We start from the raw sequence: 22,591 nt of genomic DNA, 5'->3' as shown, positions 1-22,591 counted from the left end.
TAGCAGGAAAGATAGGCTAAGAACATAGCTTGTAAACCCTGTTTTTGGGGGTGCGAAACTTAAGTTAAAAAATCATTCCCGATTGATAAATTCCCAGAATCCCGGTACTTTACCTGTATCAAATGATTGTGTGATTTTTATAATCTTTATAATTAATTCCTGTTCTAGGTTTTCACGATCCTGTTTAATGGCTGTTTGCCTTAGAGATTTTTTAATCTTCGGCTCAACCTTTTTTATTATTTTGAGCGTACTGTATTCACTTCCTTGTTGTGAGCTTTCAATCAGTTCTTTCCACTCTTTCATTTTTTCTCCCCATTTCTTTTCTTAATCGCTCAATAGCTAGTTTGTGAATCTTAGATGTTCCTTGTTGAGTTATACCGAGTTTTAAAGCTGCCTCGGTAAAAGAAAGGTTGTCCCCATAAACGCATTGCAAAACTTCCTTTTGACGTTTGGTCAGTAATGTAAATGCTTTTTTTAGTTTTAAATTTTCCAATTTGTCAATTATAGGGACTTTGTAATTTTCAATAACCTGATGTTCGATCTCTTTCTCCTTTGAAGGTATTCTTTCCGCTAAGATCGACTCTTCATCATTCACTGAACCATCGATTACCAAGGGAAATCGCATACTATCTTTTCGTTGTTTTTTATCAAAGTTAACAGCTTCCCAATGCATAGACTTTGAAAGATAATTGATCATTTTTACCCCCGTGTAATACTTACGAAATGCTTCATTCAAATTCTTTCTGTTCTGGTTATTGGGGTTTTGTAGGTTTCGGACTAAAAGCTTTAGATTTTCTTCCCTATCTAGAAATGATTTAATTAATGGATTTTCTAATAATTCTTCATGATCTTCTATAAATTGGAGTAATAAGAGTTGATCCGAAGAAGAAAAAAGATTTTTATACTCCTTATACATATAGTTCCTCCTCATATTTTCCTTATTAGCTAAAGGTAAAAACAACGGAGAAAAAACAACCATTAGGGGAACATTTGTTCCTATTATAATCTTTTTTGTATTTATAAGCAAGTAGGTTGTATATTTATTCTTAGAAAGATTCTTTATATAGAAGAAAGGAGGAAAAGTTTTTTGCTAGAATACAGCTTATGTTTGAGGAGTGATGTTATAATATGGATATTCCCGAATGGGCAATACTAACAGGAAATATGGGTTTTCCTATAGTGATAGCAGTTTACTTATTAACTAGGTTCGAAAAAAGAATTGAAAGCCTTACTGAGGCTATTGAAAAGCTGGAATCAAACATGAAACATAGTTCGGATCACAGATAGCAGATCACTGAGGTTGTTCTATTCAAGATTATATCCCTAACCCAGCATAGTCCTACTATGTTGGGAATAGGATATTTAATGTAGTGGACAGATAGACTGTCATCTTAGTAAATATAAATAAATTAGATGAAACCATATTTAGATACTGTAAATGTAAATCTTTCAACGGAAACTCTTACTTCAGTCAAAAAATTAAATGAGCCTACCCATTTCCTGTTAAGTAGCTCACGTTGTAGTTAAGCTTTTGGAAAAGACAGGCTTATTAGAAATTAATTCATAAAAATATTATAATTTAATTTATTAAATTTGTTGTTCTACCCTCTAAAATAAGGGGTACATTTAACAAAATATCTTTTTTAAATAGATACACTCTTAAAAAAATTGAACTCTATAAATGAAGCCAAATATTTTTAATGGTATCGGGTTACTTAACTTTTTGAATCCAATCTTTTCCTTAATTCTCTAATCTCATTTAGTGTTTCTTTTTGTACTTCTAGGGTTTCTTTTCTAATTGCATTCACGTCATCAAGTTTTTGGTATCTCTTGGAAATTTGTTTTGTAGTTGTTATAACAAATATTAAGAGCCCCACAAATAAAATAACAGCAAAGACAAGAAATACTATTAAGAATAAATCCATAAAAACCACCTTAAATTTTTAGTTTTACTCGGAAAAAGAAGAGAAAAGCCGAGAAAATCAATTATTCTCTCAGCTTTTTTGTGAATACTTCTCTTTCCTACATATTCCTTCGATACTGCCCGCCGACTTGATAGAGAGCATTCGTAATTTGTCCAAGGCTTGCTACCTTAACCGTTTCGATAAGCTCCGCGAAAACATTTCCACCTGACGCAGCCACTTCTTTCAACTGCTTGAGTGCCGCATCTGTATGCTCCTTATTTGCATCTTGGAACTTATGCAGTTCACTGATCTGATGCTCTTTTTCTTCTTTGGATGCTCTGGCAAGCTCCATGGAATCAATTTGATCATCAGATGGCTGTTTTGGATTTATATACGTGTTTACCCCAACAATTGGCAAATCACCGGAATGCTTTTTGCCCTCATAGTAAAGGGATTCTTCCTGAATTTTACCCCGCTGGTATTGGCGCTCCATCGCACCAAGCACCCCACCACGATCATTCATTTTTTCAAATTCCTGCAGTACCGCTTCCTCAACCAGATCTGTCAATTCTTCAATGATAAATGATCCCTGCAAGGAGTTTTCATTTTTGGTCAGTCCAAATTCCTTATTAATAATCATTTGAATCGCCATTGCTCTGCGGACAGATTCCTCTGTTGGTGTCGTGATTGCCTCATCATATGCATTTGTGTGCAGTGAATTCGTATTATCCTGAATGGCGAGTAATGCCTGCAATGTTGTACGAATATCATTAAAATCAATTTCCTGTGCATGCAGCGAACGTCCAGATGTCTGCACGTGATACTTCAGTTTCTGACTGCGTTCATTAGCCCCGTATTTATCACGCATTGTAATCGCCCAAATCCGACGCGCCACCCGTCCAATCACGGAATACTCCGGATCCAGACCATTTGAAAAGAAGAAGGACAAGTTTGGAGCAAATTTATTAACGTCCATTCCTCTACTTAAATAATATTCCACATAGGTAAATCCATTTGCCAGCGTAAACGCAAGCTGGGTAATCGGATTCGCTCCAGCTTCGGCAATATGATAGCCAGAAATGGACACAGAATAGTAATTACGTACTTTTTTATCAATAAAATACTGCTGAATGTCACCCATCATACGCAGTGCAAATTCCGTTGAAAAGATACATGTATTTTGTCCCTGATCCTCTTTTAAAATATCTGCCTGAACGGTCCCGCGAACAACTGCCAAAGTATTATCTTTAATTTCTCCATATTCTTCCTGATTTGGCTCACGATTATGTTCTTCTTTAAATTTCGTAATCTGCTGATCGATTGCTGTATTAAAAAACATTGCCAGAATAATTGGTGCAGGCCCGTTTATCGTCATTGAGACAGATGTTAATGGATTTGTTAAATCAAATCCGGCATACAGCTTTTTCATATCTTCCAGTGTACAGATGTTTACACCGCTCTCGCCGACTTTTCCGTAAATATCCGGTCGTGGCGCAGGATCTTCTCCATACAGTGTTACTGAATCAAAAGCAGTTGATAGTCGCTTGGCATCATCATTTTTTGATAAATAATGGAAGCGGCGATTCGTCCGTTCCGGTGTGCCTTCCCCTGCAAACTGGCGTGTTGGATCCTCACCTTTTCGTTTGAATGGGAAAACACCTGCTGTAAATGGAAATGCTCCTGGAACATTTTCTTTACGTAGCCAAGTTAAACGCTCTCCCCAATCCTGGAATTTTGGAAAAGCTACTTTAGGTATTTTAAGACCTGACAGAGACTCTGTAACGATATCCATCTCGATTTCTTTATCACGAACTGAAAATGTCATCTTCTCCTGCGCATAGCTTTCTTTTGTTTCATCCCATGCCTCAAGAAGCTTATTTGCCCCGGGATCAAGCTGTTCCTGATATTGATCAAACGTTTGATCAATCGTTTTCACTACATTTTCATCCTCGATTACTTCCTTTGCGCCCTGAAGCTGATAAAGCTTTCTTGCAATTTCACTTTGTTTGTTTGTATGTTGATGATATGTGCGAATATGTGTGGCAATTTCACGTAAATAATGCCGGCGTTCGTTTGTTATAATCATATTTTGCTTCTGGGCAATAACATTTCGATCAAAGTTTATTTCATTTTCCCAATTATATTTTTCATTAAGTGTATCGATGACTGATGCAAACAATGCATTTGTTCCTGCATCATTAAATTGACTTGCAATCGTCCCGAATACAGGAAACTTTTCCTTATCCTGATGGAACAGCATATGGCTTCGCTCGTATTGTTTTCGTACTTGATTGAGCGCATCCTCTGAACCTTTTTGCTCAAATTTATTGATCACTATAAAATCTGCATAATCAATCATGTCGATTTTCTCAAGCTGTGTAGGTGCACCGAATTCTGCTGTCATGACATACATCGATAGATCGGTAATATCCGTAATCGCCGCATCCCCCTGGCCAATCCCACTTGTTTCCACTATAATAAAATCATATCCGGACGCACGAATAACATCGATTACATCTTGAATGGCCTTGGAAAGCTCACTTCTTGAATCACGTGTTGCTAGCGAGCGCATGTAAACACGATCCGTGAAAATGGCATTCATGCGTATCCGGTCACCAAGTAATGCTCCACCAGTCTTTCTTTTCGTCGGGTCAATCGAAATAACCGCTATTTTTCGATTAGGTATTTCATTCATAAACCGGCGAATCAATTCATCCGTTAATGAACTTTTCCCTGCACCACCTGTTCCAGTAATACCAAGAACAGGTGTTTCTTCATGCCCTTTTTCTCTTAAGGTTTCCAATACACGCTGTTTTGCATCCGGATTGGTTTCACCATTCTCCACGTAGGTAATAAACCTGCCCATCGCTTTTCGATCACCTTTTACTAATTGATCCAGATCCTTTTTCAAATCAACCGGTGGGATAAAATCGCATTCTTCCAGCATTCGGTTGATCATACCCTGAAGTCCTAATTTCCGCCCGTCTTCCGGAGAAAATATCCATGAAACCCCGTAGGCATGCAGCTCTTTTATTTCACGTGGAATAATGACGCCTCCACCACCACCATAAATTTTAATATGATCTGCTCCAAGTTCTTTCAGTAAATCAACCATATACTTAAAATATTCGACATGGCCACCCTGATAAGAAGATATCGCAATCCCTTGCACATCTTCTTGAATCGCAGCATGAACCACCTCTTCGACAGAACGGTTATGCCCTAAATGGATCACTTCTGCTCCGCTTGATTGTAAAATTCTTCGCATAATATTAATCGATGCATCGTGTCCGTCAAATAAACTTGATGCGGTTACAAAACGGACAGGATTTGTCGGTTTATAAATCGTTACTTGCTCCATCACCAAGCCTCCTTTTCATATTTTAAAGCTGTTTTCGTATTGATAGTTGTTATCTGCCCCGTAATAAATGTAAAAGATGATACAGTAAAAATTCATTTGCAAACGCTGGGTTGGGAGCAAATATTCGCTCCGGAAATACACTACGCTTTCCGTGGGCGGCTGGTGAGCCTCCTCGTGCTAACGCACTGCGGGGTCTCACCTATGCCTTTCCTCCCACTGGAGTCTCCGTGTATTTCCTCCGCTGTGATAGTGCTTTCATTCTCTAAAAGGTTTAGCATTTGATTACATTAAACTATTAGTATAATTCCTACTAGCGTAGGCAGAATACGTAGACTCCAGCGGGAACAAAGATTTTCGGTGGGGCGAGTAATCGCAGTCCCAGCACGAGTCCGAAGACCCCGCAGAGTGGCTTTCTCGAGGAGGCTGAGGCCGTGCCCGCGGAAAGCGAAGTATTCTGCCGGAGCGAGTTTTACCACTTAACCACCATTCGCATGAGTAAATACGTAACACACACGAATTTGCATTGTATGGTCTCCTATAGATACTGCGAAGGTTAAAAAGCAATATAGATTACGAAAAGAGCATATTTTACAAACGTTTTCATTTCCTCCTGAGAAGCTGTATCCTCAGGTAGCCAGTGACTGTAAAATCAAGTGTGTTTGTCGATCGATATATTCCTCAAGTGTGAATTGCTTTTGCAATACCCAGCGTCTAAATCCCCACATATGACCCTGAATAAATATATTATTTGCTGAAAGCTCCGCATCCTGTTTTGAAACTTTTCCCTGTAAGCATGTCAGTATCACACGTTCAAGCATGTTAACCATTTCTCGTTCCTTTTCCAAAACATATTCTTTTGTATCTTTTTTTAATGACTTAACTTCCTGATACATAATCACAATCTCTTCCTGCATTTCATCCATTAGATAAAAATACGACCTGATGACCATGACCAGATTATCAACTGATGGATTATCTATGTTGATCGACGATTCCATGCGCTTGCGAACCTGATCATGAATGGAATCACATACGAGAAACAATACATCCTCTTTTGTTCGGATATATTCATACAGTGTACCGATGCTAAACCCGGATTCTTTCGCTATTTCCCTCGTTGTTGTTCGATGAAAGCCCTTTTCTTTAAAAAGCGTAATCGCTCCTTTGATCATCTGGTTACGTCTTTTTTCTACTAATTCCCTGTCTTTTACGGAGGAAAGGACTTGTTCTTGCTTCATCTAACTTTTGCCCCCTTCCTTTTTCCATTTCTCAAACCAACTGCTTGCCAGCTTATATGGATCACTTTTCGCATCAATTCGTGAGAGGTAATCGTTTGTTTCAATGAATTCTTTTACGTCCCGCCAGATCTCTTCACGAATCAGCTCATACACTTCCAGTTCCTGCTGGGCTATCCGTCTTTTTTTGCCTTCTAACGTGCTGTATAAATAGTCATGATGCTGTTTGATCTTTCCCCAAAGCTTATCAATTCCTTTATTTTCGGTTGAAATTGTTTTGACGATTGCGGTTTCATGGTTTTCAGTGGATGTCATCATGACAAGCTCTTTCAGTAATGCTTTTAATTTTCCGAAGCCATGTAGATCTGCTTTATTAATAACGAATAAATCTGCTATTTCCATAATTCCGGCTTTGAAAACCTGCAAAACATCGCCACTATTTGGGGTTAAAACAACAGCTGTCGTATCAACGATCTTCATAATGTCCAGTTCTGATTGCCCAACCCCAACCGTTTCCACAATCACCACATCAAAACCATATGCATCACAAGTTCGAATAGCATCTTTAGTCGAGCGCGCCAGGCCTCCAAGGCTTCCCCTGGTAGCCATACTCCGAATATATACACCATCATCTGTAAAATGCTGATTCATTCGAACTCTGTCACCAAGTAATGCACCACCACTGAACGGACTGGTCGGATCAACCGCAATCACTGCAACCGTTTTACCTTCATCTCGAATATGGCTAATCAAGCGGTTTACAAGCGAACTTTTTCCAGCCCCTGGGGAACCGGTAAGACCAACATAAAGCGCATGCTTTTCTAGTGAAAAAACATCACTTAATAGTTCCAGCTTTTCTGGATGGTCATTCTCCACCATGGTAATCGCTCTTGCCAGTGCTCGTATGTCTTTATTTTTTATTCGTTCAACGATTTCGTGCATTGATGTACATCCTTTCCTAGTTTGTTCTGGTGGCTATTGTATGGCTTCGTGGTGCTGGTGTGCGTTTTTATATTGCAGGTGCACAGCTCTGCGGTGACGGCGCATAGCTTTTTGATACGAGTGCACGATTTTGCTGTGGTGGTGCACGGCTTCGATCAGCGTATCCATCTCTATTTGGTTAGCATTCTTCCAATGACAAGACGCTGAATTTCATTTGTTCCTTCATAAATTTGCGTTATTTTCGCATCACGCATGTAGCGTTCTACAGGATAATCTTTCGTATAACCATAGCCACCAAATACTTGAACTGCTTCCACTGTAACACGCATCGCCGTATCTCCAGCGAACAATTTCGACATCGCTGATGCTTTTCCGTAAGGCTTACCTTCTGATTCCAGCCATGCTGCTTGGTAAGTCAGTAGTCGGGAAGCTTCCACTTCGGTTGCCATATCTGCCAGTTTGAAGGAAATCCCCTGATTGTGAGCGATCGGTTTTCCGAATTGTTGACGCTCTTTAGCATAGTCAACAGCTGCGTCCAGTGCCCCTTGAGCAATTCCAAGTGCTTGTGCTGCAATGCCATTACGACCACCGTCAAGTGTTGTCATCGCAATTTTAAACCCTTCACCTTCAGCTCCCAGCATATTTTCTTTCGGAATACGACAATTTTCAAAAATCAGCTCTGTTGTAGGAGATGATCGAATTCCCAGTTTCTGCTCTTTTTTACCGAATGTGAAGCCTTCCATCCCATTTTCAACGATAAAGGCACTGATCCCTTTATGTTTAGCATCTGCATCCGTTTTCGCAAATACGATATAAATATCTGCAACCCCGCCATTGGTAATCCATACCTTGCTGCCATTTAGCACATAGTGATCGCCGACTTCTTTTGCAGTTGTTTTCATTGATACAACATCACTTCCCGCACCTGCTTCGGATAGTGCATAGGCACCTAACGCTTCACCTGTTGCCAAGCGGTACAGAAATGTTTTCTTTTGTTCTTCATTTCCATAGGTAAAAATTGGCCAGCTCGCTAATGAAAGATGTGCAGAAAGTGTTACTCCAGTAGATGCACAAACTCGGGATAACTCTTCTACCGCAATGACATAACTAACATAGTCCGCACCGATTCCACCATATTCCTCAGGCCATGGAATCCCCGTCAATCCCAATTCCGCCATTTTATCAAAAATTTCACGGTCGAAGCGTTCTTCCTCATCACGCTCGGCAGCGGTTGGTTCTACATCTTTTTTGGCAAAATCACGGACCATTTTACGCAGCATTTCTTGTTCGTCTGTTAGTTGAAAATTCATTCTTTATGTCCCCCTCAATCTTTTAGCAGATTTTTTGCAATTACAATATGTTGAATCTCATTGGTTCCTTCGTATATTTCAGTCACTTTTGCATCACGGAAAAAGCGTTCTACCGGATAATCTTCGGTGTAACCATAGCCACCATAAACCTGTACAGCCTCGATTGCATTCTTCATCGCAGTTTTTGAAGCATACAATTTAGCCATTGATGCTTCCTTGCTGCATGGAATATCCTGCTCAACAAGTGATGCAACATGATAGACTAGTAATCTAGCAGCCTCTACTTCTGTTGCCATATTTGCCAATTTAAAAGCTATTCCCTGATTGTGAGTGATCGGTTTTCCGAATTGTTCTCGCTCCTTGGCATAGTTAACTGCATGTTCAAGTGCGGCTTCGCCAATACCAAGTGCTTGTGCCGCAATCCCAATCCGCCCAACATTTAAGTTTGCCATCGCAATTTTAAATCCATCGCCTTCATTACCAAGAAGCTGGTCTACCGATACAACACAATGATCAAAATTTAATGAAACTGTGCTTGAACCATGCAGACCCATTTTCTTTTCCTTTTTGCCAATATTGAAGCCAGGAGAATCTTTCTCCATAATAAATGCACTGATTCCTTTTGAGCCTTCCCCTGTTCTAGCAAAAGTGATGAATGTATCTGCAGCCCCTCCATTGGTGATAAATACTTTTGAACCATTGAGAATATAATTATCCCCATCTTTTTTTGCGGTTGTTTTCATGCTCCCAACATCAGATCCTGCACCTGGCTCCGTTACCGCAAAGGCACCTAGATATTCACCTGAGGCAAGTTTTGGTAAGTATTTCTTCTTCTGGTCTTCATTTCCAAAATATAAAATGGGGTTTGTTCCAACAGATGTATGGACAGATAATATCACGCCAAGTGTTGCACTAACTTTTGATAGCTCATTAATAGCTATAATATATGAAGTATAATCCATTCCACTTCCACCATATTCTTCGGGAATTGGGATTCCCATTAAACCAAGTTCTCCCATTTTTTGAATAATTTCTTTCGGAAAACGGTCTTCCGCTTCCATTCTTTCAATTTCTGGTGTAACTTCTTTCCGGGCAAAGTCCCGAACCACTTTCCTCATCATTACCTGTTCTTCGGAAAAATTCATGTTCATACTTATGCCCTCCTTCCCGTTTATTCATGCTGCTATTCGTTGTACTGATAAAAGCCGCGACCAGTTTTTTTACCTAACCAACCTGCTTTAACATATTGTCTAAGCAGCGGACATGGGCGGTATTTGCTGTCACCAAAGCCTTCGTGAAGTACTTCCATAATATAAAGACATGTGTCTAATCCGATAAAATCAGCCAATGTCAACGGCCCCATTGGATGATTTGTTCCTAATTTCATCACGGTATCAACATCTTCTGGTGTTGCGACCCCTTCATATACCGTATAAATCGCCTCATTGATCATCGGCATAAGTACCCGGTTTGATACAAATCCGGGAAAGTCTTTTACTTCAACAGGGGTTTTACTTAATTCATTTGTCATTTTCTTAATCGCTTGATACGTTTCATCACTTGTTTGCAAGCCACGGATAATTTCTACTAGCTTCATCACTGGAACCGGATTCATAAAATGCATCCCAATAACCTGTTCCGGTCGATTTGTCGCTGCAGCAATTTCCGTAATGGACAATGATGATGTATTCGTTGCCAGAATTGCATGCTTTGGGGCATGGGTATCAAGTTCACTGAAGACCTTAGTTTTCACTTCTATATTCTCTACAACTGCTTCAATTACAAGATCACAATCATGTGAGTCCTTTAGATCAGTCGACGGCTTTAATCTATTTAATGTTTCTGTTTTTGTTTTATCTGTAATTCGTTCTTTATCAACAGCACGGGTAAGCAGCTTTTCAATATTATTCATTCCTCTTTGAAGTGCTTCTTCATTCATATCATTTACTATTACATCAAAGCCGGATTGAGCACAGACCTGCCCAATACCTGCTCCCATCTGTCCTGCACCAATTACCATTACTTTTTGTATTTTCATCATGGTATTCCTCCTTTTTTATTGATTCTTTAAACTAATTTTATCTGCTAGAATAGATGATAGTTGCCGTAAACTGGAAGTTGAGAGATAGCACCTGGAAGTTGAGAGATAGCACCTGGAAGTTGAGAGATAGCACCTGGAAGTTGAGAGACAATTACGAGTAGTTGAGAGATAAACGACCTTTTTTTCATTTTCTCTCAACTTTGGCATGATGTCTCTCAACTTAGCCTCGTTTCTCTCAACTTTGGCATGATGTCTCTCAACTTCGCCTCCGTTTCTCTCAACTTCGCCTCCATTTCTCTCAACTTTGGCATAATATCTCTCAACTTCGCCTCCATTTCTCTAAGGCACCCACTATTTTTCACTCAAGTTCCACAAGTCACTCAATTAGCTTTTTGGCACTTCAATTAATACAGCGTCCCCTTGACCACCGCCACTACATATTGCTGCAATTCCGAGACCACCACCAAGGCGTTTTAATTCATGGACTAACGTTAAAATAATCCGTGCACCACTTGCACCAATTGGGTGGCCAAGCGCAACCGCTCCACCGTTCACATTAACTTTTTCATGATCGATTCCTGCAATTTTACCACTTGCAAGAGAAACCGCTGCAAATGCTTCGTTGATTTCAAATAAATCTATTTCGTCTTTTGAATGGCCGGTTTTTTCCAGCAATTTATTAATTACCAGACCAGGAGTTTTCGGGAAATCCTTCGCTTCTACTGCAACTTCTGCATGACCCAACACTGTAGCCATTGGCGTTTTTCCTAATTCGCCTGCTTTTTCATTAGACATCACAACAAAAGCACAAGCGCCGTCGTTGACTCCCGGTGCGTTTCCTGCAGTGATTGTACCTTCAGCCCCAAAGGCCGGGCGTAGTTTAGCCAGTTTTTCGACACTCGTATCTTTACGTGGTGCTTCGTCCGTATCAACAATTATAGGATCACCCTTACGTTGCGGCACTTCCATTGCAACAATTTCCTCAGAAAATTTCCCAGCTTCAATGGCCTGTACTGCACGTTGGTGACTACGATAAGACCATTCATCTTGTCCTTCTCTAGTTAACTCAAATTCTTCAGCTGTTGAATTTCCGTAATTCCCCATATGCACACCTGTAAATGAACAGGTTAAGCCATCATGGACCATCATATCTTTAACTGTTTTATCTCCCATGCGGTTTCCCCAGCGTGCGTCAGGCAGAAAATATGGTGCATTACTCATACTTTCCATTCCACCAGCTACAATCACATCTTCATCTCCAAGACGAATAAGCTGATCCGCTAATGTTACACTGCGTAAACCGGATGCACAGACTTTATTAATCGTTTCCGTTTTCACATCCCATGGGATACCTGCTTCTCTCGCTGCCTGTCTGGAGGGAATTTGTCCCTGACCACCTTGCAAGACATTCCCCATAATAACTTCATCAATTTGCGAACCCTTCATTCCAGCCCGATTTAAAGCTTCCTTAATTGCCGCTCCACCCAGCTGGGACGCGGTAAACGACTTCAGGGAGCCTCCGAACTTCCCAAATGGTGTTCTTGCACCTGAAACAATTACAGTTTTTCTCATACTTAAAATCCCCTTTTTATTAGCGTTTTTATTAATGGTGTTTTCGTATAAATTATTGTTAACTATCCCGTACGAGATAGAAAAGACAACGTTTAAGGCATTAAGCAGCACCCTATGTTACCAGTAGTCCTTGTTCTCCTGATGTTCAGGCAAAGTGAGCCATTTTATTCGAACGGTTGCACTAGTTTTCAACCCTTAATGTCTGAGTGATTTTCCAGAGCGATATGTTACGCCGTCTTTTATAAAAACTGCGACGATTCAAATGTAACAAATGGTTTCGATGGGTGAGTAGTGCGTTTGATGGAACACACGACATGCAGTCCCAACGATTACCAAGAGAGCCCCACTATGAATCGAAATCTATACTTTAAAAAATAACCAGCAGCTGTGATCGAACGCTCGCTCAACTTAAGTTCTTTTAAAAGAGGGGTGTCATAATACTACCCCTCCACTAAATTAAGCAGACTTTGATTCTTCCTCAATCAACACAGATAATGCTAGAATTTCAGCAACGTCCATTGTGCTAATATCTTCTTCCACTTCTTTTGCTTTTGTTCCATCACTCAGCATCGTTAAGCAATACGGACATGCACTGGAAATCATTGTTGGTTCAACTGCTATTGCCTGTTCTGTGCGGGCAACGTTGATGCGGTTACCAGTTGTTTCCTCTGTCCACATCAGACCACCACCAGCTCCACAGCACATGCCGTTCTCTTTATTTCGATCCATTTCAACTAGTTCAAGTCCAGGTATTGATCTTAATATTTCCCTTGGAGGATCATAGACACCATTGTATCTTCCTAAATAGCAGGAATCATGGTAGGTTAGTCTTTCATTGATTGCTCGTTTTGGTTTCAATTTACCATTCATCACAAGGTCATACAGCATTTGTGTATGGTGATACACTTCCGCTTTATATCCAAAATCTGGGTATTCATTTTTGAAAATATTGTAGGCATGTGGATCAATGGTAACGATCTTTGTCACGCCATTTTTCTCAAATTCCTTTATATTTTTTTCTGCGATTTCCTGGAATAAAAATTCATTCCCGATACGACGGGCTGTATCCCCGGAATTCGCTTCTTTATTGCCTAGTATCGCAAAGCTTACACCCGCTTGGTTCATAAGTTTTGCAAAAGCAAGCGCGATTTTCTGACTGCGGCTGTCATATGCACCCATTGAGCTTACCCAGAATAGATATTCAAATTCTTTATCCTCTTTTTTCAATTCTTTCACTGTTGGAATATATGCAGATTCATCCTGCTCACGCCATTTAATACGATCTTTTTTCGATAGTCCCCAAGGATTACCTTGACGTTCAATATTCATAACTGCACGCTGTATATCGGAATCCATTTTACCTTCTGTCATAACAAGATAACGGCGCATATCAATAATTGTTCCTACATGCTCGTTGTTTACCGGACAAGCATCTTCGCAATTGCGACAAGTTGTACAGCCCGAAAGCTCTTCTTCTGTAATAATATCGCCTATTAAACTAGCACTTTGCACCGTTGCAGCAGCTTCTCTTTTGCTACTTGCCAAATTCCCTTGAGCACCTGAAAAAGCATAGGCAGGAACCCATGGCGACTTACCTGTAATGGCTGCACCTTTTTCAGTTAAATGGTCACGAACCTTGATCATAATATCCATTGGTGACAGCATTTTACCAGTTCCTGATGCCGGACAAACATCGGTACAGCGCCCACACTCCACACATGCATAGAAATCTATCATTTGATGTTGCTCGAAATCTTCCACCTTTCCAACACCAAAGGAAATATCCTCCTCACTTTCTTGCGCATCCTCATCAATATCAAAGTCAATTTTTTTCAATTTACCCGGTACTCGTTTACTTAAAAACACATTAATTGGTGCTGCAATTAAGTGTGCGTGTTTCGATTGTGGCACATAAACAAGAAAGGTTAGAATCGTAATCGTATGCACCCACCATGCTATATAAAACAGAACCATTGCTGCTGATTCAGATAACCAACCAAATCCTAAAGCTATTAAACTAGCAACAGGCTCTGTCCATGTTGCTTCATGGCCGTGCCAGATTTGCCCCATTCCATTACCAAAGAGCACAGACACCATTAATGTTCCAATAAATACCAGCACTAAACCGGCTTTAAACCCTCGTTTTAAACGAACAAGTTTTTCCATATAACGACGGTAAAAAGCCCAAGCAACTGCCACCAGAATCATTAATGTTACGAGCTCCTGAAAAAATACAAACCCAGGATAAAAGCTCCCAAACGGCAAATGATTTTCCGGTGATAACCCTTTTACAAACATGTCAATTGCACCGAATTGTACAAGGATAAATCCATAAAACATCATGACATGAATCGATCCGGATTTCTTATCCTTTAAAAGCTTCGATTGACCGAAAACAATTTTTCCTATTCGGCGGAACCGCTCTTTAAAATCACGATCAAATTCTGATTTCTTCCCCAATCTTATATAGGCTACTCTTGTTGCTACAACTTTAGCGAATAAGTATAGTCCATATATTGTAATTGCAATAAATGCCAATAAATTAATCAGTAAAAATGTTTCCATTATCCGCTCCCCCTTTAGTATTTTACAAAAAATGATAGCGATTCCATTTCCCAAGAATATAAATACTTGAAAATGAATTTTTCTTATACCTCTCTTACTTCTACTTTAAAGGTGAATGATCATTCAGTCAATAGATTTTTTACGAGAGTGATCATTGTTATGGATTAAGCTACTGGCTTTCTGAGGAGGGAATTGTTTTTATAAAAGGTTATTTGCTTAGAAATCGGGACTGCACATTGCCCGTCTCATCTTAAAGAATTTAGGTTGTGCATGATTTTGCGACGCTGAATAGATTATTGCTTTTGATACAAAAAAGGTATAAATTATGGCGCAGTGAATATATAATTTCGTACCGTTTTTTTGTATTAAGATCAGCATTCGCATCGGCAGAATACTTCGCTTTTCCTTAGCCCGGTAGCAGTCTGCATGAAAGCAAAGAACGCTATTTTTTGCTCAAATAGGGTGCAGTTTGTATCCGCTTTGAAAACTAAAATTCACGAAATAAACCGTAAGAAGTGCATAAACAATATTACAAATGAAACGGTCAGCAATATGGAAAATAGTAAAGCGAAAGCCGTTTATTATTTTCCATTATCTGCTTGACATGGAGAAACTAGTGAATTCTTTTTTGAGAAGTAAGAAAGTATAATCGAAATCGGCTTTTTCGCCGGTTTCTTCAAATCTAACTTCTGGCCTCTAACCTCTAAAAAGACGCTTTACCGTTTTTCTCATGTTTTGGTATATTTACTAAAACCCATATTGCGCTTCTTTTGCTTCACGAATTTTTGTATAAGTCTCTGTTAATACGAGAGTGTCTTCCACTAAACGGTCGATTCTAAACAGCACATCATCATTGATAATTTCTTTTCGATAAAAATCCTTTTCCTCCATAAATACATAGGTTTGAACAATTTGTGCTTTCATATAAGCCAAAATTGGTTTTAATTGTTGTTCGGCAATTAAATAATGCTTGGATGAACCTGCTGTGACAAGCATGCTTACAACCTTATCCTGAAGCGCATTTTGTGGAAGCAGATCAAACACATTCTTTAATGTAGCCGGGATCGAAGCCTGGAAAATAGGTGTTCCAATAATGATAGCATCTGCTTCCATAATGGCTTCAGCTACATATTTTGTATCCCCTGCATACTCAAAGTAGTTCCGTCCATCGCTGAACTGCACATCATATTCCGCTAGATCAATGAATTCAACCTCAGCTTCCGGATAATTTTGCGCAATGGATTTCACAGCATAATTCAGCGCAGTTCTTGTTTTCGACCCGATTTTCGATCCTGATAATAGAACAATCTTCATTTTCTCCACCCCTTACTTCTTTGCCGTATGTTTTTTTATTGCCGGTAAAATTTCAGTACCAATCAACTCAATATTTTTCGTTAGCTGATTAAATGGTACACCACCAAAGTCCATTTGTGCAATATAACGCTGGTGACCAAACAATTCATGCTGATAGAGTATTTTTTCAATTATTTGCTGTGGACTACCAATATTCATTACATCACGCACATCGGATCCTTGAGCAAATTGCTGCTTTGGAAAACCACGTCCGTTTGTTAATTTCATTCCTTCGTTTATATGAGGATAATACTCTTTTTGTGCCTGCTGTGTCGTTTTTGCGGCATAGAAAAATCCTGCAGTTGAAATTGGCAGCTCTGAGGCTTCAAATCCGCTGCGCCGTGCTGTCTCACGATATGCATCAATTGATCGTTTAAAAGCTGTAGCTGGTCCACCTAAATGTGCAAGGAACATCCCAACACCGGCATAGCCCGCTTTAATTGCACTGGCAGGTGTTCCACCAACTGCCCGCCAGATTGGCAATGAGCCATTTTGCGGACGAGGAAGAACTCTTGCATTGGTCAGTGGTGCACGAAATTGACCGCTCCAATTAACCACTTCCTCCTGATTTATTTTTAATAATAGCTCAAATTTTTCTTCAAACAGTTCTTCATAATCACGAAGATCGTAGCCTAACAAATCATAAAGACCTACTCTTGATGCCCGACCGGCAATAATCTCTGCACGACCCTTGGAAATCAAGTCAATTGTTGCAAAATCTTCATACACACGGACCGGATCCGATGTGCTGATAATGGTAGAAGAGCTTGCGATTTTAATTTTTTCTGTCGCCTGAGCAATTGCCGAAAGAACTACAGCGTGTGCCTGTGTTGCAAAATAATCCTGGTGACTTTCACCAACACTGAAAAAGTCGATGCCTGCTTGTTCCGCAAGTTTAGCTAATTCAATGATTTCATGTATGCGTTGCTCTGCAGAAATTCTCTCACCTTTTGTCGGATCTGGTAAGTGGTCTCCTAGTGTATATAGACCGAATTCCAGTCCTTTGCTTGGGTCAAGACGATATTTTTCCATTATATACCTACCTCTTTTATTACTATTCAATAGTTGTTTTTTAGTACTCTTTTCATTAATTATTTATAATGCTATTATAGAATATATAGTTGTTCATTTTAAGTACGCACTTTAAAGTAACTAAGTATACAAAAAGATACTATCTGGAGGAATTCATATGGAAAAGGTACCGGAATACTGCCGTGTTGAGGATGCTTTGGGTATCTTAGTAGGTAAATGGAAACCGATTATTTTATTGTATTTATTACAGGAAGGTACGAAACGCTTCAGTGAGCTTAAACGTAGTATGCCAGGAATTACCCAAAAGATGTTGACAAAACAACTGCGAGAATTAGAGAATGAAGACATTATTAAACGAGTTGTATACCCACAGGTTCCTCCCAAAGTGGAGTACTCCATTACAGAATACGGAAAAACGCTAGAACCAATTTTAGAAGCAATGCATGAATGGGGAACAAAGCACACCTTCCATAAGTTGAAAGTTGAGCCATAAAACGGCAAAGTTGAGAGATACTAGGTAATAGTTGAGAGAAAACAAGGGAATTTACCATTATCTCTCAACTCTATAGGCTGCTCTCTCAACTTCTTGCATTCTTCTCTCAACTTCATAAATGTTGCCAACAGATTAAAAATAAAGATGCCTGGTCTAATTTAGGCATCTCTATTTTTAATTAATGGTTAAAACAGTTAGCTATCACATTTTCTCCGGTGCTGTGACACCAATTAAACGTAGTGCATTGGCGATTGTAATACGTACCGCCTTCATTAGTGCAATTCGAGCACGTGTCAACTCTTTGTTTTCAGGATCAAGCACTTTTTCTGCATTATAAAAACTGTGCAATAGTGAAGCTAATTCGAATACATACTTTGTTACTTTATGTGGTGTATGTTTTTCCGCTGCTTCCGCTATCGTTTGCGGGAATTCGCCAAGTTTTTTCAGAAGATCGACTTCTTTTTCAGCTGTCAAAAGCGCTGCATCAAATGCATTACTTTCAGCAAGTCCCTTTTCTTCTGCCTGTTTCAGCATTGTGCATATACGTGCATGTGCATATTGCACGTAATATACTGGGTTATCATTTGACTCCGAGCGCGCTAAGTCCATATCAAAGTCAAGCTGCGAATCATTGGAGCGCGCGACAAAGAAGTAACGTACTGCATCAATTCCAACTTCCTCCATTAGCTCACGCAGTGCAATCGCCTTACCTGTCCGCTTGCTCATTTTCACCTTTTCGCCAGCTTCAAAAAGGTTAACCATTTGGATAATTTTTACATCTAATTGATCAACTGAATACCCTAATGCCTGAATGGCAGCACGCATTCTAGGAATATATCCATGATGGTCAGCACCCCAAACATTAATGATTTTATCAAAGCCGCGTTCCAGCTTGTTTTTATGGTAAGCAATATCCGGTGTTAAATAAGTAAAGCTTGAGTCCTGCTTAATCAATACTCGGTCTTTGTCATCGCCAAGCTCTGTTGATTTAAACCATGTTGCCCCATCTTTTTCATAGGTGTAATTGCCTTCATCCAACGTTTTCAGTGCTTCGGTAATCTTTTCATCTTTGTATAATGATCTTTCTGAGAACCAGTTGTCAAATTGCACACGGAAATCTGCTAAATCCTGTTCGATTTTCCCGAGTTCATATTCCAATCCATATTCTTTGAAAAATGCTAAACGCTCTTCTTTTTCAGAGCCTGCCCATTTGTCACCATACGCATTGGCTAAGGAATTTCCTATTTCTACAATATCCTGCCCATGATAGCCATCCTCAGGCATTTCTGCATCTTTTCCAAGTGCCTGAAGATAACGTGCTTCCACAGAAAGAGCAAGATTGTCAATTTGATTCCCCGCATCATTAATATAGTATTCACGTTCCACATTGTAGCCTGCTGCAGCAAGCACGTTACATAATACATCGCCAAAGGCTGCACCGCGTGCGTGACCAAGATGCAAATCTCCAGTTGGATTTACAGATACAAACTCAACCTGGATCCTTTCCCCTTTTCCAGCATTTGTTCTTCCATATGCGTCCTCCGCTTCAAGAACTGCTGCGACAACTTCACCTAAAAAATCATTCTTCATAAAAATGTTAATAAAACCCGGTCCGGCAATTTCTACTTTTTCAATCGAAGCTCCTGTTTGATCTATATTTGCTACGATATCTTCAGCAATTTGACGTGGTGCCTTTTTCGCAATCCGGGCAAGCTGCATGGCAATATTTGTCGCAAAATCCCCATGTGATTTATCCTTTGGTTTTTCCAATGTGATGTCAGGTAATTCCGCTTCACTTGTAAGCTTTGCTTTTATTGTAGATTTAGCTATTTCCTGTTTTAAATTATCCTCTGTTTGTTTCAAGACATTCATTTAAGCACCCTCCTCTGTATAGGTTAATACCAGTTCATGTTTCCGTTCTTCCTGACCATTTAATTTTACCGTATAGGAAATAGTCAACTTCCCTTGATCATTTTCATTCATCGACTGATAGGAAATAGAATTCGTATATGTTTCCATATGGATATTTCCATGGGGATGCTGAAAGACATTTTCTGTTGCATGGTTTTTTCGGAATTTTTGATTCATTGTTACATTTCCCGAACGCTTAATGCTTACCCTATCTGTCTGAATGGTAATTAAATTTTTAATCGGGAAATGACCCTCCACTTTTTCTTCATATGTAAGCACATCAAGATTATGTTTTTTATAAAAATCCCCAGATTGTTTTATGGTATTATATTCCATTTGCCCATTATCATCAATCGTTGTACGGAGCTCAATTTCCACTGATTTTTTATATGTAACCATTACATCGCCTCTATTTTGGGAATAATCGTATATTGTCCTATTATAGCGATAAGTTGGGGGGATAATCAATCATAATTTGTGGAAATTCACAAAGAAAGATATTCCTGCTCCTCCTTAGGGTAATTTTATTTATGTCATCCTACTAGCATTTTCAGTAATTAAGTTTATTTCTCTATATCTTTTCCCATAATGAGATTATGCAGACATTCATTGGAGCTAATTAGTATGGAAAAAAAGTTTAATAAAAAAAGATTTATCAATAAAATTTTGCTGGGTACTTTCATATTACTTATAAGCGTTGTATTGTGCGTTTATTTGGTGAGTTTTATTTTAGGCCCTCCAACGTTAACAAATCAGCAAAACACTATTTATTTTAGTAGTGCCGATGAGATTATCGGCGAGGAAAGTGGATCGGAAAACAGGTATTGGGTTGAACTTGATGAAATATCTCCAGCTGTTATTGACGCAACTTTAATGATCGAGGATCAGCATTTTTATGATCATCATGGATTTGATTTCAGGAGAATTGCTGGGGCCATATGGCAGGATATCAAAAATTTTTCTTTGAAGGAAGGGGCCAGTACGCTTACCCAGCAATATGCACGTAATTTATTCCTCACCCATGAAAAATCCTGGAATAGAAAAATAAAAGAAGCTTTCTATACGATTCGACTCGAGATGTATTATTCGAAGGACGAAATTCTGGAGGGCTATTTAAATACCATCTATTATGGGCATGGAGCATATGGAATCGAAGCTGCCAGCAATCACTTTTTTAATAAACCCGCAAAAAAACTGACCCTTGCTGAGGCATCGATGTTAGCTGGAATTCCTAAAGGACCAACCTATTATTCCCCGTTAAATGATGAGGAAAGAGCAAAAAACCGTCAGCTGCAAATTTTGAAAACAATGTTGAATGAAAAGAAAATCACCGAACAGGAATTTAATTTGGCAGCAGGCAAAAAACTGACTTATGCTGATCAAATAGATCGAAGTAAAGTGGAAATAGGCTCCTATTTTCAGGATGTGGTTTTGCAGGAAGCTTCCGAAATATTAAAGATGGATTCTGAATTGATCAGGTCTGGTGGATTTCAAATTTATACGACATTAAATATAGATTATCAAAAAAAACTGGAGGAAAAAGTTAGTTCGACAATAAATCAGGATAGTGAAATTCAAACAGGTGCAATCGCAATGGACCCGAAGACGGGCGGAATCCGCGCAATGGTTGGTGGAAGAAATTATGAGGAGAGTCCATTTAACAGGGCCACTATGGCAAAACGAATGCCCGGTTCTGCGTTTAAACCGTTTTTATATTATGCTGCACTCGAAAATGGGTATACACCAAGCACCAAGCTGATGAGTAAACCTACCACTTTCGAATTGGAAAATGACGCTGTTTACAGCCCTAGCAATTTCAATGGCTATTATGCATATCAACCGATAACATTAGCACAAGCTTTAGCTTTATCAGATAACGTCTATGCTGTGAAAACGAATATGTTTCTAGGTGCTGACAAACTTGTTGAAGCCGCAAAAAAGTTTGGCATTACCAGCGAATTGCCTACAGTACCATCCCTTGCATTAGGTACTGCTGCAGTTACAGTTGAAGAAATGGTAACAGGTTATGGAGCACTGGCCAACGGTGGCAGGAAAATTGACGGCTATACGATTGAAAAAATTATTGACCGGGATGGTAAAACTGTTTTTGAAAAAAATAATGATTCCTATAAGTTGGTTCTTGATCCCCAAAAAACATTTATTCTAACCCAATTGATGACAGGAATGTTTGATAGAGAATTGGATGGCTATATGGCTGTAACAGGCTCTTCGATTGCAAATGACCTTACACATCTTTATGCCGGCAAATCAGGTACAACTGATTCGGACAGCTGGATGATTGGTTTTAGCCCCTCCCTTGTAACAGGTGTCTGGATTGGTTACGACGATAATCGTTCCATGGAAATCGTCGCTGAAAGCACCTACGCCAAAAACATATGGGCCGGGTTTATGGAAAGCGCCCATGAAGGATTACCACAAGCAAAATACCCGTCCCCCGCTGGTGTTGTCGGAATCCCTATCGATCCCGCAACCGGAGAACGTGCCACACCATACTGTGACGCAAGCCGTGTAATGTATTTTGAAAAAGGAACAGAACCTCAGTCCCATTGCACCGAGCATTTTCATATAGAGGAAAATGAAGAAGAAGATAGTAAAGGCATTTTGGAAAGATTGTTTGAAATGTTTAATTGAATTTGTTTCGTCTCTTCCATCAAATTCATAGTTTAATAAGCAAAAAAAAGAGCCGACATTAGATAAGTCCGTCTTACCTGATTGTCGGCTTCTTTTTTGTCCTAGCAATACATGAGTTAGCCCATGTATACACATTTTACAAACTTATATTAGCACTACAGCGTGAATTACGTCTTTGCAAATTTCAAGGATTTCCTTTTCAAACAATGGGAATTGTAGG

Annotated in this window: 18 protein-coding genes; 3 read left to right on the top strand and 15 right to left on the bottom strand. The window is 39.4% G+C overall.

Annotated elements, in window-relative coordinates:
• Positions 1 to 72: 72 nt before the first annotated feature.
• Together AC6HVZ_RS18085 and AC6HVZ_RS18080 are read right to left on the bottom strand one after the other, a co-directional pair.
• A complete protein-coding gene (locus AC6HVZ_RS18085; RefSeq protein ID WP_497559528.1) occupies positions 73 to 303 on the bottom strand; it encodes a helix-turn-helix domain-containing protein in 231 nt (76 codons plus the stop codon).
• Positions 278 to 1,027, bottom strand: a complete 750-nt coding sequence (locus AC6HVZ_RS18080; protein WP_497559527.1) for a sigma-70 family RNA polymerase sigma factor — start codon at positions 1,025 to 1,027, stop codon at positions 278 to 280. The genes AC6HVZ_RS18085 and AC6HVZ_RS18080 overlap by 26 nt, the downstream gene beginning before the upstream one ends.
• Before the next feature lie 101 nt (positions 1,028 to 1,128).
• Here AC6HVZ_RS18080 and AC6HVZ_RS18075 point away from each other — a divergent pair, with 101 nt between their 5' ends.
• On the top strand, positions 1,129 to 1,287 hold the full coding sequence (locus AC6HVZ_RS18075; RefSeq protein ID WP_497559526.1) for a YvrJ family protein: 159 nt from the start codon (positions 1,129 to 1,131) through the stop codon (positions 1,285 to 1,287).
• Positions 1,288 to 1,715: 428 nt separating this feature from the next.
• Here the strand turns inward: AC6HVZ_RS18075 and AC6HVZ_RS18070 are convergent, their stop codons facing one another.
• From AC6HVZ_RS18070 to AC6HVZ_RS18020, 11 genes are all read right to left on the bottom strand, one after another.
• Positions 1,716 to 1,925: a hypothetical protein gene (locus tag AC6HVZ_RS18070; RefSeq protein WP_497559525.1), complete on the bottom strand. Its 210-nt coding sequence runs from the start codon at positions 1,923 to 1,925 to the stop codon at positions 1,716 to 1,718.
• 97 nt (positions 1,926 to 2,022) lie between these two features.
• The gene (icmF, locus tag AC6HVZ_RS18065) at positions 2,023 to 5,265 is read right to left on the bottom strand and encodes a fused isobutyryl-CoA mutase/GTPase IcmF (protein WP_497559524.1); all 3,243 of its coding nucleotides are present in this window, start codon (positions 5,263 to 5,265) and stop codon (positions 2,023 to 2,025) included.
• A gap of 626 nt (positions 5,266 to 5,891) precedes the next feature.
• A complete protein-coding gene (locus AC6HVZ_RS18060) occupies positions 5,892 to 6,503 on the bottom strand; it encodes a TetR/AcrR family transcriptional regulator (RefSeq protein WP_497559523.1) in 612 nt (203 codons plus the stop codon).
• A complete protein-coding gene (gene meaB / locus AC6HVZ_RS18055) occupies positions 6,504 to 7,442 on the bottom strand; it encodes a methylmalonyl Co-A mutase-associated GTPase MeaB (RefSeq protein WP_497559522.1) in 939 nt (312 codons plus the stop codon). It lies immediately after the preceding gene.
• A 170-nt stretch (positions 7,443 to 7,612) separates the two neighbouring features.
• Entirely contained in the window at positions 7,613 to 8,752 is a 1,140-nt protein-coding gene (locus AC6HVZ_RS18050) for an acyl-CoA dehydrogenase (RefSeq protein ID WP_497559521.1), read from the bottom strand.
• Positions 8,753 to 8,766: 14 nt separating this feature from the next.
• Positions 8,767 to 9,903 (bottom strand): acyl-CoA dehydrogenase, encoded by a 1,137-nt coding sequence (locus AC6HVZ_RS18045; RefSeq protein WP_497559520.1) that lies wholly within the window; start codon positions 9,901 to 9,903, stop codon positions 8,767 to 8,769.
• Between the two features lie 32 nt (positions 9,904 to 9,935).
• Complete coding sequence (locus AC6HVZ_RS18040; RefSeq protein ID WP_497559519.1) at positions 9,936 to 10,790, bottom strand: 3-hydroxybutyryl-CoA dehydrogenase; 855 nt, start codon at positions 10,788 to 10,790, stop codon at positions 9,936 to 9,938.
• A gap of 387 nt (positions 10,791 to 11,177) precedes the next feature.
• Positions 11,178 to 12,365 carry an acetyl-CoA C-acetyltransferase gene (locus tag AC6HVZ_RS18035; RefSeq protein ID WP_497559518.1) on the bottom strand — a complete coding sequence of 396 codons (1,188 nt, stop codon included), beginning with the start codon at positions 12,363 to 12,365 and terminating at the stop codon, positions 11,178 to 11,180.
• A 456-nt stretch (positions 12,366 to 12,821) separates the two neighbouring features.
• Entirely contained in the window at positions 12,822 to 14,930 is a 2,109-nt protein-coding gene (locus AC6HVZ_RS18030; protein ID WP_497559517.1) for a (Fe-S)-binding protein, read from the bottom strand.
• Positions 14,931 to 15,677: 747 nt separating this feature from the next.
• Entirely contained in the window at positions 15,678 to 16,244 is a 567-nt protein-coding gene (locus AC6HVZ_RS18025; RefSeq protein ID WP_497559516.1) for an NADPH-dependent FMN reductase, read from the bottom strand.
• Between the two features lie 12 nt (positions 16,245 to 16,256).
• A complete protein-coding gene (locus AC6HVZ_RS18020) occupies positions 16,257 to 17,315 on the bottom strand; it encodes an LLM class flavin-dependent oxidoreductase (protein WP_497559515.1) in 1,059 nt (352 codons plus the stop codon).
• A gap of 157 nt (positions 17,316 to 17,472) precedes the next feature.
• Here AC6HVZ_RS18020 and AC6HVZ_RS18015 point away from each other — a divergent pair, with 157 nt between their 5' ends.
• On the top strand, positions 17,473 to 17,808 hold the full coding sequence (locus AC6HVZ_RS18015) for a winged helix-turn-helix transcriptional regulator (RefSeq protein WP_497559514.1): 336 nt from the start codon (positions 17,473 to 17,475) through the stop codon (positions 17,806 to 17,808).
• Positions 17,809 to 18,009: 201 nt separating this feature from the next.
• On the opposite strand, the gene argS is transcribed toward AC6HVZ_RS18015, so the two are convergent.
• Both argS and AC6HVZ_RS18005 read right to left on the bottom strand, forming a co-directional pair.
• Positions 18,010 to 19,680, bottom strand: a complete 1,671-nt coding sequence (argS, locus tag AC6HVZ_RS18010) for an arginine--tRNA ligase (RefSeq protein ID WP_497559513.1) — start codon at positions 19,678 to 19,680, stop codon at positions 18,010 to 18,012.
• Entirely contained in the window at positions 19,681 to 20,118 is a 438-nt protein-coding gene (locus AC6HVZ_RS18005) for a YwiB family protein (protein ID WP_497559512.1), read from the bottom strand.
• A 225-nt stretch (positions 20,119 to 20,343) separates the two neighbouring features.
• Here AC6HVZ_RS18005 and AC6HVZ_RS18000 point away from each other — a divergent pair, with 225 nt between their 5' ends.
• Complete coding sequence (locus AC6HVZ_RS18000) at positions 20,344 to 22,371, top strand: transglycosylase domain-containing protein (RefSeq protein ID WP_497559511.1); 2,028 nt, start codon at positions 20,344 to 20,346, stop codon at positions 22,369 to 22,371.
• The last annotated feature ends 220 nt before the right edge of the window (positions 22,372 to 22,591 follow it).

It is taken from the genome of Oceanobacillus sp. NCCP-135 (assembly GCF_059698015.1).
The sequence above is the reverse complement of the archived record's forward strand: the minus strand, read 5'-3'. Positions and strand labels throughout refer to the sequence as shown.